This window comes from Amycolatopsis nivea, assembly GCF_004522235.1.
Classification (GTDB): domain Bacteria; phylum Actinomycetota; class Actinomycetes; order Mycobacteriales; family Pseudonocardiaceae; genus Amycolatopsis; species Amycolatopsis nivea.
Genome location: NZ_SDLT01000005.1, coordinates 158,885 through 179,188, shown reverse-complemented (window position 1 = coordinate 179,188; position 20,304 = coordinate 158,885). Strand labels below are relative to the sequence as shown.

The following is a 20,304-nucleotide window of genomic DNA, read 5'->3' as shown; positions in this document are numbered from 1 at the left end:
CTCACGCACGACGCACCCCCAGCACGGGCTGTCCGCCGCGGCCGGAGTTGTACTGCGGAGACCACGGGAACCAGCCCGCCGGGTCGGCGTACACCAGCTGTCTGGCTTCGATTCCCGTGCCATAGCAGCACACCGCGATGTCCAGGTGCGCCGCCGGAGCACTGAGCTGGACGATTTCCACCCGGGGCAACCGGGGCAGCAGCCACTGCTGCCCGGGCACCGGCGGGCCGGTGTGCAGCGAGTGTTCGGCCGCGGCGTTCAGCAGCCGCACTGCCTGGTGTGGCAGCAATCCCGTGACAACCAGCTCGGGCAGGCCCTGCACGGTCAGGCCCGCGGTGTACGCCCAGGGCGGCCGGGAACCTGTTCCCAGCACGCCCTGGACGCACCAGCCGTGCTCCCTGATCTCGTCGAGCACCTCGATCAGGTACTGCTCCTCCGGTCTTTCCGGTTCCTCGCACCTCTGGCACATCGGCTCCTCCTCCCCTCGGGGACCCGTCGGCGGGTCAGGGAAGAGTCAACCGCGCGGCACCGACGAAAAATCAGCGGAGCGAAGCGGCCACCGCGGTGCCGAGCGCGGTTGTGGTAGCGGTTCCGCCGAGGTCGGGGGTGAGCGTTTCGCCCGCGGTCAGCACCTCGTCGACCGAGGCGCGGATCGCTTGTGCGGCAACGGTTTCCCCGAGGTGCTCCAGCAGCATCGCCGCGGCGAGGATCTGTGCGACCGGGTTCGCGATGCCCTGTCCGGCGATGTCCGGAGCACTGCCGTGGACCGCCTCGAACATCGACGGAAACTCACCTGATGGGTTGATGTTTCCGGACGGGGCCATGCCCAGTCCGCCGGTGATCGCGGCCGCGAGGTCGCTCAGGATGTCGCCGAACAGGTTCGACGCCACCACCACGTCGAGCCGGTCCGGAGCCTGCACCATCCGCGCGGCGAGAGCGTCCACATGGCACTGTTCCGCGCGGACGTCCGGGTACTGGCCCGCGACCTCGGCGAAAATCTCGTCCCAGTACGGCATCGAGTGAATCAGCCCGTTGGACTTCGTCGCCGACGTGACGTGCTGAGAACGCGTGCGCGCGAGTTCGAAGGCGTACCGGATGATCCGTTCCACCCCGACCCGCGTGAACACCGACTCCTGCAGCACGAACTCGTCCGGCCGCCCGGCGTTGTGCCGTCCGCCGATCTCCGAGTACTCGCCCTCGGAATTCTCCCGGACGATCACCATTTCCAGCTCGTCGGCCTTCCGCCCGGCCAGCACCGAGGACGTCCCCGGCAGCAGCCGCACCGGGCGCAGGTTGACGTACTGCTGGAACGCCCGCCGCAACGGGATCAGCAGGCCCCACAACGAAACGTGGTCCGCGACGCCGGGGAAGCCGACCGCGCCGAGCAGGATGCCGTCGAACCCCGACAGCTGCTCGACCCCGTCCTCCGGCATCATCGCGCCGGTCTTCGCGTACCGCTCGCAGCTCCAGTCGAATTCGGTCCATTCCAAGGAGAATCCGTACTTGTCCGCGGCGGCGTCGAGAACCCGGCGCGTCTCGATCGTGACGTCGACCCCGATCCCGTCGCCGGGGATGCTCGCAATCCGATGGGTCACAGGTTCACCGCGATGTACTTGGTCTCCAGGAATTCCTCGATGCCGACCGTGCCGCCCTCGCGGCCGAGACCGGACTGCTTGACGCCGCCGAACGGGGCCGCCGGATTGGACACGATGCCCTGGTTGAGGCCGATCATCCCGGCCTCGAGGCGTTCCGACACCCGCAGCGCGCGCTTCAGGTCGCTGGTGAACAGGTAGGACACCAGGCCGAATTCGGTGTCGTTGGCCTTCTCGACCGCCTCGTCCTCGGTGTCGAACGGGGTGATCGGCGCGACCGGGCCGAAGATTTCCTCGCTGGCCAGCCGGGCGTCCACCGGAACGTCCGTGAGCACAGTGGCCGGGTAGAAGTGCCCGGGACCGTCGACCCGCGAGCCGCCGGTGAGCACCCGCGCGCCCTTGTCCGTGGCGTCCTTGACCAGTTCGGTCACCTTCTTCACCGCGGCCTCGTCGATGAGCGGGCCGACCACGACGCCTTCGTCGGTGCCGCGGCCCATCGGCAGCGCCTGCATCCGCTCGGTGAGCCGGCGGGAGAACTCCTCGGCCACGCCGCGCTGCACGTAGAACCGGTTGGCCGCGGTGCACGCCTCGCCGATGTTGCGCATCTTGGCCTGCATCGCGCCCTCGACCGCGGCGTCCAGGTCCGCGTCGTCGAACACGACGAACGGCGCGTTGCCGCCCAGTTCCATCGACGTGCGCAGCACCTTCTCCGCGCACTGTTCCAGCAGCTTGCGCCCGACCCCGGTCGAGCCGGTGAAGGACAGCTTGCGCGCGCGTCCGTCGCGGATCAGCGGCTCCATCACGCCGCCCGCGTCCTTGGTGGTGACGACGTTCAGCACGCCTTCGGGCAGTCCGGCGTCGGCGAGGATCTGGGTGAGCGCGAGCATCGACAGCGGCGTCTGCGCCGCGGGCTTGATGACCATCGTGCAGCCCGCGGCGACGGCCGGGCCGATCTTGCGCGTGCCCATCGCCATCGGGAAGTTCCACGGCGTGATGAGCAGCGTCGGGCCGACCGGCTGGCGCGCGATCAGGAACCGCCCGTTGCCGTTCGGAGCCACCGCGTAGCCGCCGTCGATCCGCACCGCTTCCTCGGCGAACCAGCGGAAGAACTCGGCGGCGTAAGTGATCTCCCCGGCGGCCTCGGCCAGCGGCTTGCCCATTTCCAGCGTCATCAGCAGCGCCAGCTCGTCGCGGCGCTCGATGAGCTTGTCGTACGCGCGGCGCAGGATCTCGCCGCGCTCCCGAGGGGCGACGGCGGCCCAGTCGGCTTGTGCCGCGACGGCCGCGTCGAGCGCCGCGAGGCCGTCCTCCGGCCCGGCGTCCGCAACCTGGCACAGCACCTCGCCGGTGGAGGGGTCCTGTACGTCGAAGGTCTTGCCGCTGCGCGCGGAGACCCACTTGCCGCCGATGAAGAGTTCCTTGCCGACCGCGCTCACGACGCCGTTCTCGGTGATCCCGCTCATCCAGCTCGCTCCTGTTCCTGTTGTCCCGAACTCATGCTATGGATATTGTCAACAATCGACAACCGTCTCCACCCGCACCCAGGAGGGCGCCGCATGGCCCAGCTTTCCCCGCTGCTCAAGCAGGCAACGCCCGTCGTCGTCGACCACGGTGAAGGGGTTTACCTCTACGACGTGGACGGGAAACGTCATCTCGACTTCACCGCGGGCATCGGGGTGACCAGCACCGGCCACTGCCACCCGCGCGTGGTCGAAGCCGCGCGCGAGCAGATCGGCAAGCTCGTGCACGGCCAGTACACGACAGTCATGCACAAACCGCTGCTCGAACTGACCCGCAAGCTCGGCGACGTGCTGCCGTCCGGGCTCGATTCGCTCTTCTACGCGAACTCCGGCAGCGAGGCCGTCGAGGCCGCGCTGCGGCTGGCCCGGCAGGCGACGAAGCGGCCGAACGTCATCGTGTTCCAGGGCGGTTTCCACGGCCGCACGGTCGCCGCCGCGACCATGACCACCTCCGGCACGCGGTTCAGCGCGGGCATCTCGCCGCTGATGTCCGGCGTGCACGTCGCGCCGTTCCCGTACGCCTACCACTACGGCTGGGACGAGGAGACCGCGACGAAGTTCGCCTTGCGCGAGCTGGACTATCTCTTCCAGACCGTCTCCGCGCCGAACGAGACGGCCGCGTTCTTCATCGAGCCGGTGCTCGGCGAGGGCGGCTACGTCCCGGCCAACACCGAGTTCATGGCCGGGCTGCGCGAACGCGCCGACCGGCACGGGATCCTGCTGGTGCTCGACGAGGTACAGGCCGGGTTCGGCCGCACCGGCAAGTTCTGGGGCCACGACCACTTCGACGTCCACCCGGACGTCGTGCTGATCGCGAAGGGTCTCGCGAGCGGCTTCCCGCTGTCGGGCATCGCCGCTTCGGAAGAGCTGATGGCGAAGGCGTACCCGGGGTCGCAGGGCGGCACGTACGGCGGCAACGCCGTGTCGTGCGCGGCGGCGATCGCGACGCTCGACGTCATTCAGGACGAAGGCTTGGTCGAGAACGCCGCGGAGCGTGGCCGTCAGCTTCTCGAGGGCGCGCGCGTCATCGCGGACAAGACGCCGGCTATCGGCGACGTACGCGGTCTCGGGCTCCTCGTGGGCACTGAGTTCACGACAGCGGACGGCGAACCGGACACGGCCACCGCACAGGCGGCACAGCAGGCAGCTGCCAAGAGCGGACTGCTGTTGCTCACCTGCGGCGCGTACTCGAACGTCGTGCGCATGGTGCCGCCGCTGGTCGTCAACGCGGAACAAGTCGACGACGCGCTGCGCATCTGGGGCGAGGTCGTCACGTCGGTCACGGGGAGCTGAAGCATGGCGCGCTACATCACCATCAGCCTCGACAAGCGCGGCGTCACCTGCCGCGCCCGGCTGCTCGACGACGAAGCACCGCGCACCTGCAAGGCGGTGTGGGACGCGCTGCCGCAGAGCGGTTCGGCCTACCACGCGAAGTACGCGCGCAACGAGGTCTACACGCTCGTGCCGCCCTTCGCCGAGCCCAAGCCGGGCCGCGAGAACCCGACCATCACCCCGATTCCGGGCGACGTCGTCTACTTCGGATTCGAGGCATGGGAAATCGGCAATCCCGCGTACGGCTACGACGAGGGCAGCGAGGCGCACAGCGACCAGGGTGCCACGGATCTCGCGATTTTCTACGGCCGCAACAACCTGCTGATCAACGGCGACGCGGGCTGGGTGCCCGGCAACGTGTTCGCGACGATCGAGGAGGGCCTGTCCGAGATGGCCGAGGCCGCGCAGGATCTGTGGCTGCGCGGCGTGGAAGGCGAGACGCTGTCGTTCGCTCGCGCTGACTGACAGTCGCTCCAGGGCCGGTTCCTCCACTGCGGAGGGACCGGCCTTTCGCTTGCCCGGATCGAGCCGGATTGTCTCTCCGGAGTGAAGCCAGGTTAACCCTCCGCGATCATGAACCCGACCCGAGATTCGCGGCCGGACAAGGGATCCAACCCTGATGATCACCCGGCGGTGTGAACCTCGGCAACTCACCAATCGTGGCTTCGCGTTCACCGGTTCGAGGGGCCGCGCCGCCCGGTTGCCGCAGTGCGCGTCTGCTACCCAGGGTGATCGGAGCCAAGGTTCACTACGAACCGTGGCGAAGAGTCCACAGTGCACCCCCGGCGGCAAACCCGAAAGCCTTACATGTTTAACATGGGAAGATTCCCCGGCCGCCGATCCCTTGCCAGCACAGGGAAATCCGCGTTTTGACACCGCGAGCGGGCCGGTGGAAATCTGCGATGGCTCCTCGCGAGAGCACCAAGGAAGAACAATCCGAACAAGGAGCCCCTCAATGCAGATGTTCACCCAGCACGTGCACCACGGCCACGACCTGATCTCGGGTCTGCTCGCGCACCTGGCGCACGTGCTCGGCTGGCTCGTCTGACCGGCACCGAGGATTAACCCAGGGGCCGGCCTGTTGGCGCGGGCCGGTCCCTGCTTGGGTTCTCTCCCTTCCTGGCCACGCGCGCGGCGTGGCCTTTTTCGTGCCCGCGTCGGCTAACGTGAAAACTATTCATGGCCAGCCTCGGACCAGAACGGCTAGGCTGCGGCCACGAAGCACGCGCGCACGAGGGAGTGGCATGAGCGAGATCGCTGCACAGCTGGCGGGGGCCGTCGGAGCGGGGAACCTGCTGACCGGTGACGCGATTTCCGACGACTACGCGCACGACGAGGCGCTCAGCACGCCGGGGCAGAAACCGGCGTACGTCGCGAAACCCGCCACCGCCGAAGAGGTCTCCGCGCTGGTGAAGATCGCCGCCGCCGAGGGCGTCCCGGTGACCGCGCGCGGGTCCGGCAGCGGGCTGTCCGCCGCGGCGCGACCGGTCGAAGGCGGGCTGCTCGTCTCGTTCGAGCGGATGAACTCGGTGCTCGAGATCGACACCGGCAACCACGTCGCCGTCGTCCAGCCGGGCGTCACGCTGGCCGAACTCGACGCGAAGACCGCCGAACACGGCCTCACCTACCCCGTCTATCCCGGCGAGCTGAGCGCGAGCGTCGGCGGCACCGTCGGCACCAACGCCGGCGGGATGCGCGCGATCCGCTACGGCATCACCCGCGGCAACGTCTCCGGTTTGCAGGCGGTGCTCGCGACCGGCGAGATCATCCGCGTCGGCGGCCGGATGTCGAAGATCTCCAGCGGCTACGACCTCACCCAGCTGATCATCGGCTCGGAGGGCACCCTCGCGCTGGTGACCGAGGTGATCGTGAAGCTGCAGCCCCGGCTGCCGCACGGCGCGACGGTGCTGGCCCCGTTCGACGATTTCGAACAGGTGATGTCGGCCGTGCCGAAGATCGCCGCGAGCGGTCTCGCCCCGCAGATCCTCGAGTACATCGACAACATGACGATGGCCGCGATGGTCTACAACGACAAGCTCGAACTGGGCGTCCCGGCGGAAATCCGCGACCGGACCCAGGCGTATCTGGCCGTGGCGCTGGAAAACCGGGTGGCCGACCGGCTCGGCGAGGACGTCGAAGCGCTCGGCGAACTGCTCACCGAACTCGGCGCGATCGACGCGTACGTGCTCGAAGGCGGAGCCGCCCGCAAGCTCATCGAAGCCCGCGAAAAAGCCTTCTGGAACGCCAAAGCCGCGGGCGCGGACGACGTGATCGACGTGGTGGTGCCGCGGACCGCGATGCCGCAGTTCCTGGCCAAAGCCCGCGAGCTGGCGATGGCCGCCGGCGGCGGCGCGATCGGCTGCGGCCACGCCGGCGACGGCAACGTCCACCTGGCGATCTTCTGCAAGGACCCGGACACCCGCTCGCAGCTGCTGACCGACATCTTCGGTTACGCGTACGAACTCGGCGGCGCGATCTCCGGCGAGCACGGCCTCGGCCGCACCAAGACCAAGTACTACGCCAAACTCGAAGACCCGGCGAAGCTCGATCTGCTGCGCCGGGTCAAGGAAAGCTTCGACCCGGCCGGGATCCTGAACCCCGGCGTTCTGTTCGCGCAAACCGGAAAGTGAGCACAGTGAGCACGCTCAACGGCGCCCAGTCCCTCATCCGCACGCTCGTCGACAGCGGGGTCGACGTGTGCTTTTCCAACCCCGGCACGTCGGAAATGCATTTCGTCGCCGCGCTCGATTCGGTACCGGAGATGCGCGGGGTGCTCGCGTTGTTCGAGGGCGTCGTGACCGGTGCCGCGGACGGGTACGCACGGGTCGCCGGCAAGCCCGCCGCGACACTGCTGCACCTCGGTCCCGGTCTCGGGAACGGCCTGGCGAACCTGCACAACGCGCGGCGCGCGCACACGCCGGTGGTCAACGTGATCGGCGACCACGCCACCTATCACAAGCAGTACGACGCCCCGCTGGAGTCGGACATCGACGCCATCGCGGGCTCGCTCGAGGGCTGGGTTCGCCGGTCCGGGCACACGAAGGACGTCGGCGCGGACGCCGCGGCGGCGGTCGCGGCGGCACAGGACGCCCCGGGCCGGGTCGCGACGCTGATCCTTCCCGCCGACGCGTCGTGGGGCGAGGGCGGCGAAACGTGCGAGCCGATCCCGCCGCGCGTGCCGCAGACGGTCGACTCGACAACCGTGCAGAAGATCGCGGACGTGCTCGGCAGCGGTGAGCCGGTGGCGTTGCTGATCGGCGGGTCCGCCTGCCGTGAAGCCGGTTTGCGCGCGGCCAGCCGGATCGCGGCCGCGACCGGGGTGAAGGTGCTCGCCGAGACGTTCCCGGCGCGGCTGGAACGCGGTGCCGGCTTGCCGAACATCGAACGGCTGGGATATCTCGCCGAGCAGGCGAAGTACCAGCTGGACGGGATCAAGCACCTGATCATCGCGGGCACGAAGGCGCCGGTGTCGTTCTTCGCCTACCCCGGCATGCCGAGCGAACTGACCCCGGAAGGCGCGGACGTCCACGTCCTCGCGAACGTCGGGCAGGACGTCCCGGCCGCGCTGGAAGCGGTCGCCGCCTTGGTCGCCGCGGACACCGAGCCGGTTTTGCAGGATGCCGGACGGCCGGAGCTGCCGAGCGGTCCGCTCACCGTGCAGAACTGGGTCGACGTGATCGGCGCGCTGCTGCCGGAGAACGCGATCATCGTCGACGAGGCGAACACGTCCGGTCTCATGCTCCCCGCCGCGACCGCGGGCGCGCCGCGGCACGACGTGCTGACCCTGACCGGCGGCGCGATCGGCTACGGGATGCCGGTGGCCGTCGGCGCGGCGATCGCGGCTCCGAAGCGACCGGTGATCAACCTCGAATCCGACGGCAGCGCGATGTACACGATCTCCGCGCTGTGGACGCAGGCGCGCGAGAACCTCGACGTCACCACGGTGGTGCTCAACAACAACGCGTACGCGATCCTGCGGATGGAACTGCAGCGCGTCGGCGCGTCCGGCGACGGGCCGCGCGCGAAGGACCTGCTGGACATCGGCCGTCCGGACCTGGATTTCGTGAAGATCGCCGAGGGAATGGGCGTTCCGGCGACCCGGGCGACGACCGCGGAGGAGCTGGCCGAACAGTTCCGGCGCGCAGTCGCCGAACCGGGCCCGCACCTGATCGACGCGGCCGTTCCGCCGCTGCTCTAGACCCCGGCGAGTTCCGGGCTGGCGGCACGGAATCGCGGCACCACCGCGGTCAACGCCAGCCCGGCCACCGCCGCCACCGCGGCGACCGCGAACGTGGCGCGGAAACCCGCGAGCGAGGGCACGGTGAACGAGCCGACGGTGATCGTCAGATGGGCGAGCATCGTGGCCATCACGGCGCTGGACGTCGAGGTGCCGACGGACCGCATGAGCGAGTTGAGCCCGTTCGCGGACGCGGTTTCGGTGACCGGTACCGCGCTCATGATCAGCGCGGGCATCGCGGCGTAAGCGATGCCGACGCCCGCCCCGATGATCACCGACGCGATGATCAGCTCGACCGCGTTGGCCATCAGGAAAATCGCGAAAACGTAGCCGACCGCGATCACGGTCGCGCCGGTCATGAGCGTGACGCGCGCGCCGTAGCGGTTGGTCAGCCGCGCGGAGACCGGGGACAGCGCCATCATGACCAGGCCGTTCGGCGCGAGGCACAGACCGGCTTCGACCATGCTGAGCCCGAGTCCGTAGCCGGTCGCCGAAGGCGCCTGCAGCAACTGCGGGAACGACAACGACATCGCGTACATCGCGAAGCCGACGAGCACCGACGCGAGGTTCGTGAACAACACCGGCCGCCGCGCCGAAACGCGCAGATCGACCAGCGGGTCACGCCGGCGCAGCTGATACCAGCCCCAAGCCGCGAGCACGACCACGGCGGTCGCGGCGAACCCGAGCGTCGCCGGACTCCCCCAGCCCCATTCGCCGCCCTTCACGATCGGCAGCAACAGGCTGGTGAGACCGACGATCAACCCGAGTGTGCCGAGGAAATCGAACGGCGCGGGCGTGCGGACCGGCGATTCCGGAACGAACCGCAGGATCAGCAGCGCACACCCGAGCCCGAGCCCGGCCGCGCCCCAGAACAGGACGTGCCAGTCGGCGTGCTCGGCCACGATCGCCGCGACCGGCAACCCGATCGCGCCGCCGACACCGAGCGTCGCGCTCATCAGCGAAATCGCGCCGCTCACGCGCTCCGGCGGCAGTTCGTCGCGCATGATGCTGATGCCGAGCGGAATGACGCCCATCGCGCAGCCCTGCAACCCTCGGCCGACGATCATCAACGCGAGCGAACTGGTGAGCGCCGAGACCACGGATCCGGCGATCAGCACCGCGAGGCTCACGAGCAGCACGCGGCGTTTGCCGTAGAGATCGCCGAGCCGCCCCGCGACCGGCGTGCAGACCGCCGCAGCGAGCAGCGTGACGGTGACGACCCACGACGCGTCCGTCGGCGTGGTGTCGAGCAGTCTCGGGAACGCCGGGATCAACGGGATGACCAGCGTCTGCATGAACGAAGCGACCAGCCCGCACGAGGCGAGCACCACGATGATCGGCCCCGAACCCGCCCGCGCCACCACGTCCCCCGTTCCGTATGCCGTACCGGATTCGCACGCTACCGGGCGCGGCGCGCGGAACGGGCGGTTCGTGATCGATCCGACTTACCGGACTGGTCCGTTTGGCCCAATGCTCGCTGGGGTCGTCGGGTTCACAGCCATTGTTTGACGCCGCCGTGACCGGAGCAGGTGCCGGAACGGTGCTGGCTGTAGATGTAGGTGCCGTCGTTGCGCTGGGCGGTCGCGCGGTCGCGCCGCCCGGCGGCGAGGAGAACGCGAAACGCAACCGTCGAGTCAGTCCTTCGCGAGCCGGGAAATCGTCGCCAGCATTCGCCGCACGCCGAGGACATGGCCGCCGCTTCCGACGACGAGCAATCGGTAGCCCGCTCCGGCCACCCCGGGGAACCGGGCCCGGCTTTCGGCGCGGACCACGGTCTCTGCGGCGGAGACGGATTCGAGCCAGAACGTGAGGCGGTACTCGGAAAACTGGTGTCGTCCGGCAAGCGCGAGCTGGTGCGGCGGTTCGGCGACCACGACTCGGAAGCCGGGCACGGTGGATCCTTCCGCGAGCGGACGCGGACCGGTTGCCTTCCAATCGGCACAGCGGACCGCCCAGGCGTACGCGGTGGCCAACCTGCCGGAGAAGCGTTCCGCGACCTGATTGACCGCGCGCCAGGTGGTCTCGGCGTCGGCGGGCACGGTGACGCGATGTTCGTCCAGGACGGGCAATTGCTCTTCGGCAGTCATCGGCTCCTCCGCGGGCATCGTCTCACGCGCCCGCGGGCTCAGCCGTCCGCGGGACACCACGGGTCCGGGGCGCGCAGGACCGACTTGCCGCAGAAGCCCTGGAGCGCCGGGTCGACTTCTCCGCCTTGGACCTGCAGCACCGCGAGCGGTTTGTCCTGTGGGACGTGCCTGCCGATGTCGCCGCCGTAGTCGATGGTTCCGCTCACACCCTCGATGTATTTGTTGATCTGGTTCGCGTCCGGCCGCGAGGTGTGGATCGCGGCGATCTCCCGCCACACCGTACCGGGCGTGACCGGGATTTTCGACGACGTCTCCCGCAGGTACGCGGTCGCGGTGATCATCACCAGCGCGGCGTCGTAGGACAACGCGGCGTGACCGTCGAACGAGCGGCCTTTTTCGGTGTGTTCAAAGGAGAATTTGGCATTGAGCGTGGAGTAGAAGTCACGCGCGAGACCTTTCGCCGGTGTGGCCGGCGCGTTCGCGAGCGCGAAATAATAGTACGGCAGCGCGCGATGATCTTCTCGCGCAACGGAGTCGGCGACGAAACGCGCGACGTCGTCGTCGCCGATGATCGTCGCGGTGCTGCCGCATTGCGCGGCACCAGCCAAGAACGCTCCGAAATCGGGGACGCCTCGGCCGGCGAAGAACGCGTACCCGTCGTAGGAGCAGCTGTCGCGCCCGGCGGCACCCGCGTTGCCCACGAGCCGGTCGCCGTAGCGGAGATGCGCGGACCTCGCTTTTTGCCCTTCGTCCGGGACGAAGGCGCGTGCCTCGACCGCGAAACCCTTGCTCTTGAACTCTTTCAGCAGATTGTCGCGAAGATTGGGACTGTAGAAGTCAGTGTCGTCGTCGGAGTAATAGATGCGAAGCGAGCGCGGACCGGGGCGTTGGGCGGCAAAGGCCGCGGCCACCGCGGCTTCCCGGCGGTTTTGCGGTGCGACCTGGAAGTAGATCGGATTCTGGTCCGCCAGCTGATCGGCGGTGAGAGTCGCCGCGACCACCGGGATGCCCGCGTCGCCGAGTGCGCGGATCGTGGTGGCGGTCGGCTCGCTGCTCATGTCGAGTCCGACCACGCCGACGATGCTGGGGTCCTGTTTCGCCATCTCCAGCAGGGTGCGCGCGACCTGCGCACCCTGGAGCATTCCCTTGCCGCCGTTGGCGATCAGCATGCGCACGATCGGTTCGGCCGCCGCGGTCGCGTCGAGCTGCCGCGACTGCGCGACCGCGAAGCCCTCCAGCGATTCGCGTTCCGCGGTGAGCCCCTCGGCGGTGCCGTTCGACGACGTCAGCGCCTCCAGGTCGACCAGCGTGATGTACGGCCGTTCCGGATGCTGCCGGTGCAGTTCCTCGGCCCGCCGGTTCTGGTCCGCGACCACGGCTTCGACCTGCTGGATCGTCCCCTCCTTGTCGACCGGGGAGAACAGCGTGAAGGTGCCGTCGGACACTCCGACGCACTGGTCGTCCACCCGGGTCAGCCACTCGCTCGACGTGCCGCAGTGACTGTCCAAAACGGACTGATAACGCACCACGGCGAACGCGGCGACCAGCGCGAGCACCACCGCGGGCACCCCGGCGCGGATCCAGCGCGTCGTCCACCACGCCGCCCGCCCGCGTCCGCCGGACAGGTCGTAGTGCTCGCCGAGCGCCAGCATTCGCTTGCGTACCTCGGTTTCCTCGGCCTCCGTCTGCGGCACGTCGAGCCCGATCGGCAGGTACCAAGCGGTGGGGCGGCGAGCGCGCCGGTCCGCGCTGAGCCGGTTCTGCCACACCCGGTACGCACCGGCGGCGTCGGTCGCGTGGTACTTCGGCCGGTCCTCGCTCGGCGCGGCGTCCGGCGGCGGGGCCTGGCTCGCGCTCACCACGAGCAGCGGGTCGAAGAGGCCGACCTGGTTGCGGACGTCGTTCATCAGCCGGAGCAGCCGGTAACCGCCGTTCGCAGGACCGACCTCGTCGAGCAGCAGCACCGGATAGGTCATCCGGCGCCGTCGCCAGAACTGCCACGGCCGCAGCCGGTACTCGCGGCGCAGGTCTTCCAGGAACGCGTTGACCAGCAGCCGCGCGACGTACTCGGGCGATTCCTTCTGCCATTCGCCGTCGGTGAGCCGCAGCGCGAAGCGCACGAAACTGCCGGACATCTCCGGTGCGAGGTGCGGCTGCCGCAGGAACCACCGGTACCGCCCGGACAGCCCCGGCACGCGCCCGGTGACCGCGAGCCGGAAGGTGCCGAACGTCAGCAATCGCAGCAGCAGCAACGGAAAACGCCACGCCGGATGCTGCGGCACCAGCTCGCGGCTGACACTGTCGATGGCCGAGCGGAAGCGGACCAGCAGGCCGTTCTCCTGCAGCTCGCGCAACAGGGTGCGTTCGGGATCGGTGTCGCCGTCCGGAAACTGCTTCGCCATGAGCTGATCGACCAGCGTGAACAGCCGGAACCGCAACCGGCTTTCCCGGGTGCGGCCGCTGCGGACGAGGCTGTTGCGGACGTGCCACAGCAGGTCGCGCACGGCGTCGACGCTCTCCTTGGTCGCCTCGGCGGCGGAATCGGTGTCCGGCCGATCGGCGAGGGGCAGATAGACCGAACGCACGGTGCCCGCCGGTTCCGCGTTCTGCAGCCGGGACGCCAGCTCCTTGAGCACGCCCGCACGCGCGTCGCCGACGAGGCACACCATCGGCAGCCCGCGCCGTCCGGCACGCTCCCGGTGATAACCGGGACGCCATTCCCCGTCGTCCAGCAATTCCCGCGGCCGGTCGCCGCTTCGAGGTCGTTGGTAAAGCGCCCCGATGAGCTTGACGAGCCGATCCGCACCAGCGAACGCGAGCTGCTCCCCCGCGACTGCCACCGTCTGGTCCATGCCGAAGTAAACCACGCGGCTCAGGGGAGGGGTCCCGGAATTATGCCGCCATGCCAAGGGTTTTGCGATTTGCTCCGGGCGACTTGCGGCCGTTCGGGTGGCCAGGGTTCAGCCGTTCGCTGGACGGGAGGTTGCACTGAGCTACCGGCTCTTGTTCACAGATCGATCAATTCGCTATCATCGCTACGAAAAACGTAGAATTTGCTCATCGCAACTAGGCAATCGGACTGATCCAACGCCTGAACTCCTAGCAAATCGTCGCCTTTCGCAATATCTCATGATCACCATGATCGGAGGAAGACAGAGCAGGCTGGTTCATGTGTGGTGGAGCTGGAACCTGGTCGCCGATGAGGGGTGGGCATGAAGAACGACAACCAGAGCGCACAATTCCAGGCTGCCTACGACGAGCTGACCAAGCAGCCTTCGATCGCGGTCTCGTCTAGTCGTGCGATGGCAGCGGAGGTCAAGCAGCTTCAGGCGGACGACGAGAAGAAGGCCAACGAAGAAGAGAAAGACTTCGAAAAAGTGCCCATGCTGGAAGAGGTCCAGCTCCATCCGCACGGCTTCCGCGCTACGCCGTGGGCGATACTGCAGGCGTACGGCCGGGCGACCGCGCTGTCCAGTCAGAGCCCTTCGCGCGGCCTTGCCCACCACTGGAACTGCCTTCGCTACCTCGCCACGCTGCGTTCGGAAAACGGCCAGTTGACGCGGTCGGAGGACGGAAACGATGCCAGGTGGCACGTAAAGACCGCGCAATCGGCCGATGTCGGGGTGGCAATCGGGTTGCTCGCCGCGCAGGAGTCGCTGTCCAAGCAGCACCCAGGTTATCGGTTCCAAGCGGTCGACGCCGATCTCGTTCTGGACGCCGGTTGGGCGCTGCGCGCGCCACGCCCCAAAGAACAAACCCAGAAGCCTGCGTCCGATCGACCAGGTTATTTTCTGGTCGGCCGGAAAGCCGACGCTCCGCTTCGGGTCGTTGCTGCCGACTTCCGCGGACTGCACAACACGGCCGTCCACCAACGCAAGCAGTTGTACCGGTCGGCGACGAGGTTCCATCGGCTGGCGTTCGGACGCGAAGCCCAGCGCATGCCGAGCATCGCGGCGTCGACCACGCTCTCCGGCACGCACGGAGTCGAGGTATACCTCCTCGGTCATCAAGCTGATTTAAGCCTTGCCGTCCCAAACCATCCACTGCCCCATCTCACCGGTCCGCAGCGGGAAGAGTTGTACACCCCGTTCATTGAAACCGTGAACGATAACGGCGAAAAGGAAAGCCGACTCGGTTTCCATCTCGCGGAGGACCGGTACGAATGGTTTTCCAGGGTTTTGGTCCGAGCCTCAGCAGCGATGCTGCTGGCTTTCGCCGGAGACCGGACCAGCGCGGCAAGACAGCTCACCAAGCGGCAAGGCATCCGTGTGGGCAAGCAGGACAACGAAGACCACATGCCCCCGGCCCGCTGCGACGTCGAGGCGCGTCTGGGCGGGCTGGAGCTCGTCGGCACCGATCATGTCTTTCGCTTTCGCGGCAAGCGCGTCGAGGTGTTCTCCGGACTCCCCAAGCCGCTCTACGAAGTGCTGCGCAACGGTGCCGGTGCCCCGGACTACGAAGCCACCGTACGGGACGTCCGCGCGCACTGGAATGAAGGCAACGCTCGGGACGCTTGGCAGGGAATCATGACAATGGACGAGGACGGTGCTGTCATGGGCTTGCGCGCCCTCAGCGATGAAAACTCCGTCCAGCTCAAGCCCATCACCGCATAAACGACGGGGCTGCTCCGGGAAACCCTGGAGCAGCCCCGCCAGCCACAAAATTTTACTCGTAAATCTCGCCCTTGGCGGCCTTCTCCACCAGCGACTGCGGCGGCTCGAAGTGGCTGCCGTACCGCGCCGCCAGCTCGCGGGCCCGGTCCACGAAGCCCTGCAGGCCGCCCTCGTACTGGTTGATGTACTGGATCACGCCACCGGTCCAGGGCGGGAAACCGATGCCGAAGATGGACCCGATGTTCGCGTCCGCGATCGAGGTCAGGACGCCCTCGTCGAAGCACTTCACCGTTTCCAGCGCCTCGGCGAAGAGCATGCGCTCCTTGAGGTCCTCGAACGGCACGTCCGCCGAACCCGAGTTGAACGCCTCGCGCAGGCCCGGCCACAGACCGGTGCGCTTGCCGTTCTCGTCGTACTCGTAGAAGCCCGCTCCGGTGGAACGGCCCTTGCGGTCGTACTTGTCGAGCATCGTGTCGATGACGGCCTCGGACGCGTGCGCGTTCCAGGTGCCGCCCGCGGCCTCGATCGCGGCACGGGTTTCCGCGCGGATCTTGCGCGGCAGCGTCAGGGTCAGCTCGTCCATCAGCTGCAGCGGCGGCGCCGGGTAACCGGCCTGCGAACCCGCCTGCTCGATCGACGCCGGCTCGACGCCCTCGCCCAGCGCGGCCACGGCCTCGTTGATGAAGGTGCCGATGACCCGCGAGGTGAAGAAGCCGCGGCTGTCGTTGACGACGATCGGGGTCTTGCGGATCTGCAGCGTGTAGTCGAAGACCTTCGCCAGCGTGGCGGGCGACGTCTTCTCGCCGCAGATGATCTCGACCAGCGGCATCTTGTCCACCGGCGAGAAGAAGTGGATCCCGATGAAGTCCTCGGTGCGCTGCACGCCCTCGGCGAGGGTGGTGATCGGCAGCGTCGAGGTGTTGGAACCCAGCACCGCGTCCGCGTTGACGATGCTCTCGATCTCGCCGAACACCTTGTGCTTCAGCTCGACGCTCTCGAACACGGCCTCGATGACGAAGTCGACGCCGGCGAAGTCGGCCGGGTCGGCGGTCGGCTTGATCCGCGCCAGCAGCGCGTCCGACTTCTCCTGCGTGGTCTTGCCGCGCGAGAGCGCCTTCTCCTCGAGCTTGACCGCGTAGCCCTTGCCCTTGTCAGCCGCCTCCTGCGAGACGTCCTTGAGGACCACGTCGATGCCCGCCTTCGCGGAGACGTAGGCGATCGCGGCGCCCATCATCCCGGCGCCGAGCACGCCGACCTTCTTGGCGGTGAACTTCTCGAACCCGTCCGGACGCGAACCGCCGGAGTTGATCGTCTGCAGGTCGAAGAAGAACGCCTTGGTCATGTTCTTCGAGACCTGCCCGATGGCCAGGCTCACGAAGTAGCGCGTCTCGACCTGGATCGCGGTGTCGAAGTCGACCTGCGAACCCTCGATCGCGGCGGCGAGGATCGCGCGCGGCGCGGGCATCGGCGCGCCCTTGAGCTGCTTGCGCAGGTTCGCCGGGAACGCGGGCAGGTTCGCCGCGAAGCTCGGGTTCGACGGGGTGCCGCCCGGGATCTTGTAGCCCTTGACGTCCCACGGCTGCACGCCGCCCTCGGGGTTGGCCTTGATCCACGCCTTCGCGGCGGGCACCAGCTCGTCGACGGTGTCCACGACCTCGTGCACCAGGCCGATCTCCAGCGCCTTGCGCGGCTTCATCCGCTGGCCCTGCAGCAGGACGTTCAGCAGCGCGCTCTGGATGCCGAGCAGCCGCACGGTGCGGACCACGCCGCCGCCGCCGGGCAGCAGGCCGAGGGTGACCTCGGGCAGGCCGATCTGGCTGCCCTTGACGTCGGCCGCGATGCGGTGGTGCGTCGCGAGCGCGATCTCGAGGCCGCCGCCGAGCGCCGCGCCGTTGATGGCCGCGACGACCGGCTTGCCGAGCTGCTCGAGCCGGCGCATCTGGCTCTTCATCGCGCCGCTGGACGCGGTGATCTCCGCCGCGTGCTCCGGCTTCGCCTGGATCAGGTCGCGCAGGTCGCCGCCGGCGAAGAAGGTCTTCTTCGCGGAGGTGAGCACGACACCGGTGATGTCGTCCTTCTCCGCCTCGAGCCGGTCCACGGTCGCGGCGAGCGACTCGCGGAAGGCCTGGTTCATCGTGTTGGCCGACTGGTCCGGGTCGTCCAGGGTCAGCGTGACGATGCCGTCGGAATCCTTGTCCCAGCGGATGGTCTTGCTTTCGGTCATCTCGGTCCTCACACCCGCTCGATGATGGTCGCGACACCCATGCCGCCGCCGATGCACAGCGTCACCAGCGCCCGGCGCGCCTCGCGGCGCTCCAGCTCGTCGACCACGGTGCCGACCAGCATCGCGCCGGTGGCGCCGAGCGGGTGGCCCATGGCGATCGCGCCGCCGTTGACGTTGATCTTCTCGTCCGGAAGGTTCAGGTCCTTCTGCCACTTGAGCACGACGGACGCGAACGCCTCGTTGAGCTCCCACAGGTCGATGTCGTCCGGGGTCAGGCCCGCGGTCTTCAGCACCTTCTCGGTGGCCGGCGTCGGACCGGTCAGCATGATCGTGGGCTCGGAGCCGATCGAGGCGGTGGCGACGATGCGCGCCCGCGGCGTGAGGCCGAAGGTCTTGCCCGCCTGCTCGGAACCGACCAGCACGATGGCCGACCCGTCGACGATGCCGGACGAGTTGCCGCCGGTGTGCACGTGGTCGATCTTCTCGACCTGGTGGTACTTCTGGAGCGCGACGGCGTCGAAGCCGCCCATCTCGCCGATCGTGGTGAAGGCGGGCTTGAGCTTCGCCAGACCCTCCACAGTGGACCCCGGACGACGGTGCTCGTCGTGGTCGAGGATCGTGACGCCGTTCATGTCCTTGACCGGCACCACGGACTTCGCGAAGTAGCCGCCGGACCAGGCCGCCTCGGCCTTCTCCTGCGAGCGAACCGCGAAGGCGTCGACGTCCTCGCGGGAGAAGCCCTCCATCGTCGCGATCAGGTCCGCGCCGATGCCCTGCGGGGCGATGTAGTGGTCGTACGCGGTGGCCGGGTCCATGAACAGCGCGCCGCCGTCGGAACCCATCGGCACGCGCGACATCGACTCCACGCCGCCCGCGATGACCAGCTGGTCCCAGCCGGAGCGGACCTTCTGCGCGGCGACGTTCGTGGCCTCGAGCCCGGACGCGCAGAACCGGTTGAGCTGCACGCCCGCGACGGTCTGCGGCAGGCCCGCGACGAGCGCGGCGGTGCGCGCGATGTCCGCGCCCTGCTCGCCCACCGGGGACACGACGCCGAGCACGATGTCGTCGATCGCCTGCGGATCGAGGTTCGGGTGGCGGACCTTCAGCTCCTGGATGAGGCCGACCACCAGGTCGACCGGCTTGGTGCCGTGCAGGGCACCGCCCTTGTTCTTGCCCCGGGGCGTGCGCAACGCCTCGTAGATGTAGGCCTCGCTACTCACTGAACAACTCCTCCGCGAAGCGGCATGGATGGACACTGCGGTGTATCTCGCGGCCGACTATACCGGCCAGTAGGTGCTAATGGCCATTAACATAAGCCCGATGAACCCCATGGTGTCAATGGGTTGCCGTAGTTTCGATTAGCGCTATGGTCAGTTCACCATGAGTACGTATCCCGCCCGCGGCACGCGCCCTCGCGACCGCAAGGCCCAGCTCGCTGCCGTCGCGGCCGAGCTGTTCCGCGCGCGGGGGTTCCACGGCGTCGGGATCAATGACATCGCCGCGGCGGCGGGGGTCACCGGCCCCGCGCTGTACCGGCATTTCGCCGACAAGCAGGCGATCCTCGCCTACGTCGTGCTCGCCGGGATCGACGACATGGAGTCGGCCACCGCGGCCGCGCTCGCCGATTCCGCGCCGCCGCTCGCCCAGCTGGACGCCCTGCTCACCGGCCTTGCGACGCAGGCGGTCGAGCGCCGGGAGATCGCCGCGCTGTGGCGCTGGGAGGGCCCGCATCTGCCGCGCGAGCAGCGCCGGGAGATCCGCCGCCGGTCCGGCGCGGTGCTCGACGCGTGGACGAAAGCCCTGCTCACGCTGCGTCCGGAGCTGTCCGCGGACGAGGCCGAACTGCTGTGCTGGGCCGCGCTGTCGGTGTTCGGGAGCGTCGCGGTGCACCACACGTCGGTGGCGCGCAAACGCTTCGTGCCGCTGCTGGTCGAACTGGCGCAGACTGTGCTCAACGCCTCACTGCCGGTCCCGGACGAACCCGCGCCGCCGGTCGCGAGCAGCCTCGGCACGCCGTCCCGCCGCGAGCAGGTGCTGACCGCCGCGACCGGGCTCTTCGCCGAACGCGGCTTCCACACGGTGAGCATGGAGGACATCGGCGCGGCGGCGGGCATCGCCGGGCCCAGCGTGTACCGGCACTTCCCCAGCAAGGCCGCGCTGATGGTCGCGATCGGACACCGCGCCGCCGACCGGCTCGCACTGGCCGCCGAACAGGCACTGCAGGCCCCGGACGAACGATCCGCGCTGGGCCGGCTCGCCGCGTCGTACGTGCATATTCTGCTGCGCACGCCGGAACTGCTGGTGTCCTTCACCGCGGACCGCGCGACCATGCCGCAGCGGGACAAGGCCGATCTGCGCCGCGTCCAGCGGGACTACGTCGACCAGTGGGTTTCCTTGCTGTGCGCGGTGTTTCCGGAGCTTCCGGCGCGCGAGGCGAAGATCCGGGTGCATGCCGCGCTGACCATCGCGAACGACCTCAGCCGGACCGGGCGGATCAAGAACAGGCCGCATCTGCAGACCGAGCTGACGGCGGTGCTGCACGCGGTTCTCGGGCTCAGCTGACGGCGGCCGGGCTCGGCAGGCGGGCAGACCACTTCGCAAGTGGTTCTCTCTCAAAAGTTGTTGCAACTTCACTAGTGAAGTACTTCAGAGGTGAAGTCACAACTTCTGAGAGAAGAGAACCTCGCGAGGTCGGTCGC

General features: G+C 68.5%; 15 protein-coding genes. 6 read left to right on the top strand and 9 right to left on the bottom strand.

The genetic code is table 11. The annotated features are described in order from the left end of the window. Position 1 precedes the first annotated feature (1 nt). From EIZ44_RS08155 to EIZ44_RS08145, 3 genes are all read right to left on the bottom strand, one after another. Positions 2–469 carry a DUF4262 domain-containing protein gene (locus tag EIZ44_RS08155; protein ID WP_037817103.1) on the bottom strand — a complete coding sequence of 156 codons (468 nt, stop codon included), beginning with the start codon at positions 467–469 and terminating at the stop codon, positions 2–4. Between the two features lie 70 nt (positions 470–539). After that, a complete protein-coding gene (locus EIZ44_RS08150) occupies positions 540–1,595 on the bottom strand; it encodes a tartrate dehydrogenase (RefSeq protein WP_134728142.1) in 1,056 nt (351 codons plus the stop codon). Further along, positions 1,592–3,055 (bottom strand): NAD-dependent succinate-semialdehyde dehydrogenase, encoded by a 1,464-nt coding sequence (locus EIZ44_RS08145; protein ID WP_134669777.1) that lies wholly within the window; start codon positions 3,053–3,055, stop codon positions 1,592–1,594. The genes EIZ44_RS08150 and EIZ44_RS08145 overlap by 4 nt, the downstream gene beginning before the upstream one ends. A gap of 93 nt (positions 3,056–3,148) precedes the next feature. Between EIZ44_RS08145 and EIZ44_RS08140 the strand changes: the two genes are divergently transcribed. The 4 genes from EIZ44_RS08140 (at position 3,149) to EIZ44_RS08125 (ending at position 8,642) form a co-directional block, all read left to right on the top strand. Beyond that, the gene (locus tag EIZ44_RS08140) at positions 3,149–4,405 is read left to right on the top strand and encodes an aspartate aminotransferase family protein (protein ID WP_037817109.1); all 1,257 of its coding nucleotides are present in this window, start codon (positions 3,149–3,151) and stop codon (positions 4,403–4,405) included. A 3-nt stretch (positions 4,406–4,408) separates the two neighbouring features. Continuing rightward, entirely contained in the window at positions 4,409–4,909 is a 501-nt protein-coding gene (locus EIZ44_RS08135; RefSeq protein WP_037817111.1) for a DUF3830 family protein, read from the top strand. 779 nt (positions 4,910–5,688) lie between these two features. Then, entirely contained in the window at positions 5,689–7,074 is a 1,386-nt protein-coding gene (locus tag EIZ44_RS08130) for an FAD-binding oxidoreductase (protein WP_134728141.1), read from the top strand. Positions 7,075–7,079: 5 nt separating this feature from the next. Next, entirely contained in the window at positions 7,080–8,642 is a 1,563-nt protein-coding gene (locus EIZ44_RS08125) for an acetolactate synthase large subunit (protein ID WP_134728140.1), read from the top strand. On the opposite strand, the gene EIZ44_RS08120 is transcribed toward EIZ44_RS08125, so the two are convergent. From EIZ44_RS08120 to EIZ44_RS08105, 4 genes are read right to left on the bottom strand one after another with little or no spacing between them, the layout of a single operon-like run. Continuing rightward, on the bottom strand, positions 8,639–10,117 hold the full coding sequence (locus tag EIZ44_RS08120; RefSeq protein ID WP_338081055.1) for an MFS transporter: 1,479 nt from the start codon (positions 10,115–10,117) through the stop codon (positions 8,639–8,641). The two genes, EIZ44_RS08125 and EIZ44_RS08120, sit on opposite strands and share 4 nt — an antisense overlap. A gap of 56 nt (positions 10,118–10,173) precedes the next feature. After that, positions 10,174–10,371 carry a DUF3761 domain-containing protein gene (locus EIZ44_RS45380; RefSeq protein WP_240691241.1) on the bottom strand — a complete coding sequence of 66 codons (198 nt, stop codon included), beginning with the start codon at positions 10,369–10,371 and terminating at the stop codon, positions 10,174–10,176. After that, on the bottom strand, positions 10,316–10,768 hold the full coding sequence (locus tag EIZ44_RS08110) for a hypothetical protein (protein WP_134728138.1): 453 nt from the start codon (positions 10,766–10,768) through the stop codon (positions 10,316–10,318). Before EIZ44_RS08110 ends, EIZ44_RS45380 begins: the two co-directional genes overlap by 56 nt. A 38-nt stretch (positions 10,769–10,806) precedes the next feature. Further along, positions 10,807–13,635: a type 1 periplasmic-binding domain-containing protein gene (locus EIZ44_RS08105; RefSeq protein ID WP_240691240.1), complete on the bottom strand. Its 2,829-nt coding sequence runs from the start codon at positions 13,633–13,635 to the stop codon at positions 10,807–10,809. Between the two features lie 345 nt (positions 13,636–13,980). Between EIZ44_RS08105 and EIZ44_RS08100 the strand changes: the two genes are divergently transcribed. Continuing rightward, positions 13,981–15,381 carry a hypothetical protein gene (locus EIZ44_RS08100; protein WP_134728137.1) on the top strand — a complete coding sequence of 467 codons (1,401 nt, stop codon included), beginning with the start codon at positions 13,981–13,983 and terminating at the stop codon, positions 15,379–15,381. A gap of 52 nt (positions 15,382–15,433) precedes the next feature. On the opposite strand, the gene EIZ44_RS08095 is transcribed toward EIZ44_RS08100, so the two are convergent. Further along, entirely contained in the window at positions 15,434–17,605 is a 2,172-nt protein-coding gene (locus EIZ44_RS08095; protein ID WP_037817120.1) for a 3-hydroxyacyl-CoA dehydrogenase NAD-binding domain-containing protein, read from the bottom strand. A gap of 8 nt (positions 17,606–17,613) precedes the next feature. Next, positions 17,614–18,825 (bottom strand): acetyl-CoA C-acetyltransferase, encoded by a 1,212-nt coding sequence (locus EIZ44_RS08090; RefSeq protein WP_037817122.1) that lies wholly within the window; start codon positions 18,823–18,825, stop codon positions 17,614–17,616. Between the two features lie 160 nt (positions 18,826–18,985). Between EIZ44_RS08090 and EIZ44_RS08085 the strand changes: the two genes are divergently transcribed. Continuing rightward, on the top strand, positions 18,986–20,167 hold the full coding sequence (locus EIZ44_RS08085; protein ID WP_134728136.1) for a TetR/AcrR family transcriptional regulator: 1,182 nt from the start codon (positions 18,986–18,988) through the stop codon (positions 20,165–20,167). Positions 20,168–20,304 lie beyond the last annotated feature (137 nt).

Bases quoted from the DNA above. Each gene is read 5' to 3' on its own strand.
- EIZ44_RS08095 (WP_037817120.1), bottom strand. From the start codon at position 17,605: ATGACCGAAAGCAAGACCATCCGCTGGGACAAGGATTCCGACGGCATC.
- EIZ44_RS08100 (WP_134728137.1), top strand. From the start codon at position 13,981: ATGAAGAACGACAACCAGAGCGCACAATTCCAGGCTGCCTACGACGAG.
- EIZ44_RS08135 (WP_037817111.1), top strand. From the start codon at position 4,409: ATGGCGCGCTACATCACCATCAGCCTCGACAAGCGCGGCGTCACCTGC.
- EIZ44_RS45380 (WP_240691241.1), bottom strand. From the start codon at position 10,371: ATGTCCTCGGCGTGCGGCGAATGCTGGCGACGATTTCCCGGCTCGCGA.
- EIZ44_RS08130 (WP_134728141.1), top strand. From the start codon at position 5,689: ATGAGCGAGATCGCTGCACAGCTGGCGGGGGCCGTCGGAGCGGGGAAC.
- EIZ44_RS08085 (WP_134728136.1), top strand. From the start codon at position 18,986: ATGAGTACGTATCCCGCCCGCGGCACGCGCCCTCGCGACCGCAAGGCC.
- EIZ44_RS08145 (WP_134669777.1), bottom strand. From the start codon at position 3,055: ATGAGCGGGATCACCGAGAACGGCGTCGTGAGCGCGGTCGGCAAGGAA.
- EIZ44_RS08140 (WP_037817109.1), top strand. From the start codon at position 3,149: ATGGCCCAGCTTTCCCCGCTGCTCAAGCAGGCAACGCCCGTCGTCGTC.
- EIZ44_RS08110 (WP_134728138.1), bottom strand. From the start codon at position 10,768: ATGACTGCCGAAGAGCAATTGCCCGTCCTGGACGAACATCGCGTCACC.
- EIZ44_RS08155 (WP_037817103.1), bottom strand. From the start codon at position 469: ATGTGCCAGAGGTGCGAGGAACCGGAAAGACCGGAGGAGCAGTACCTG.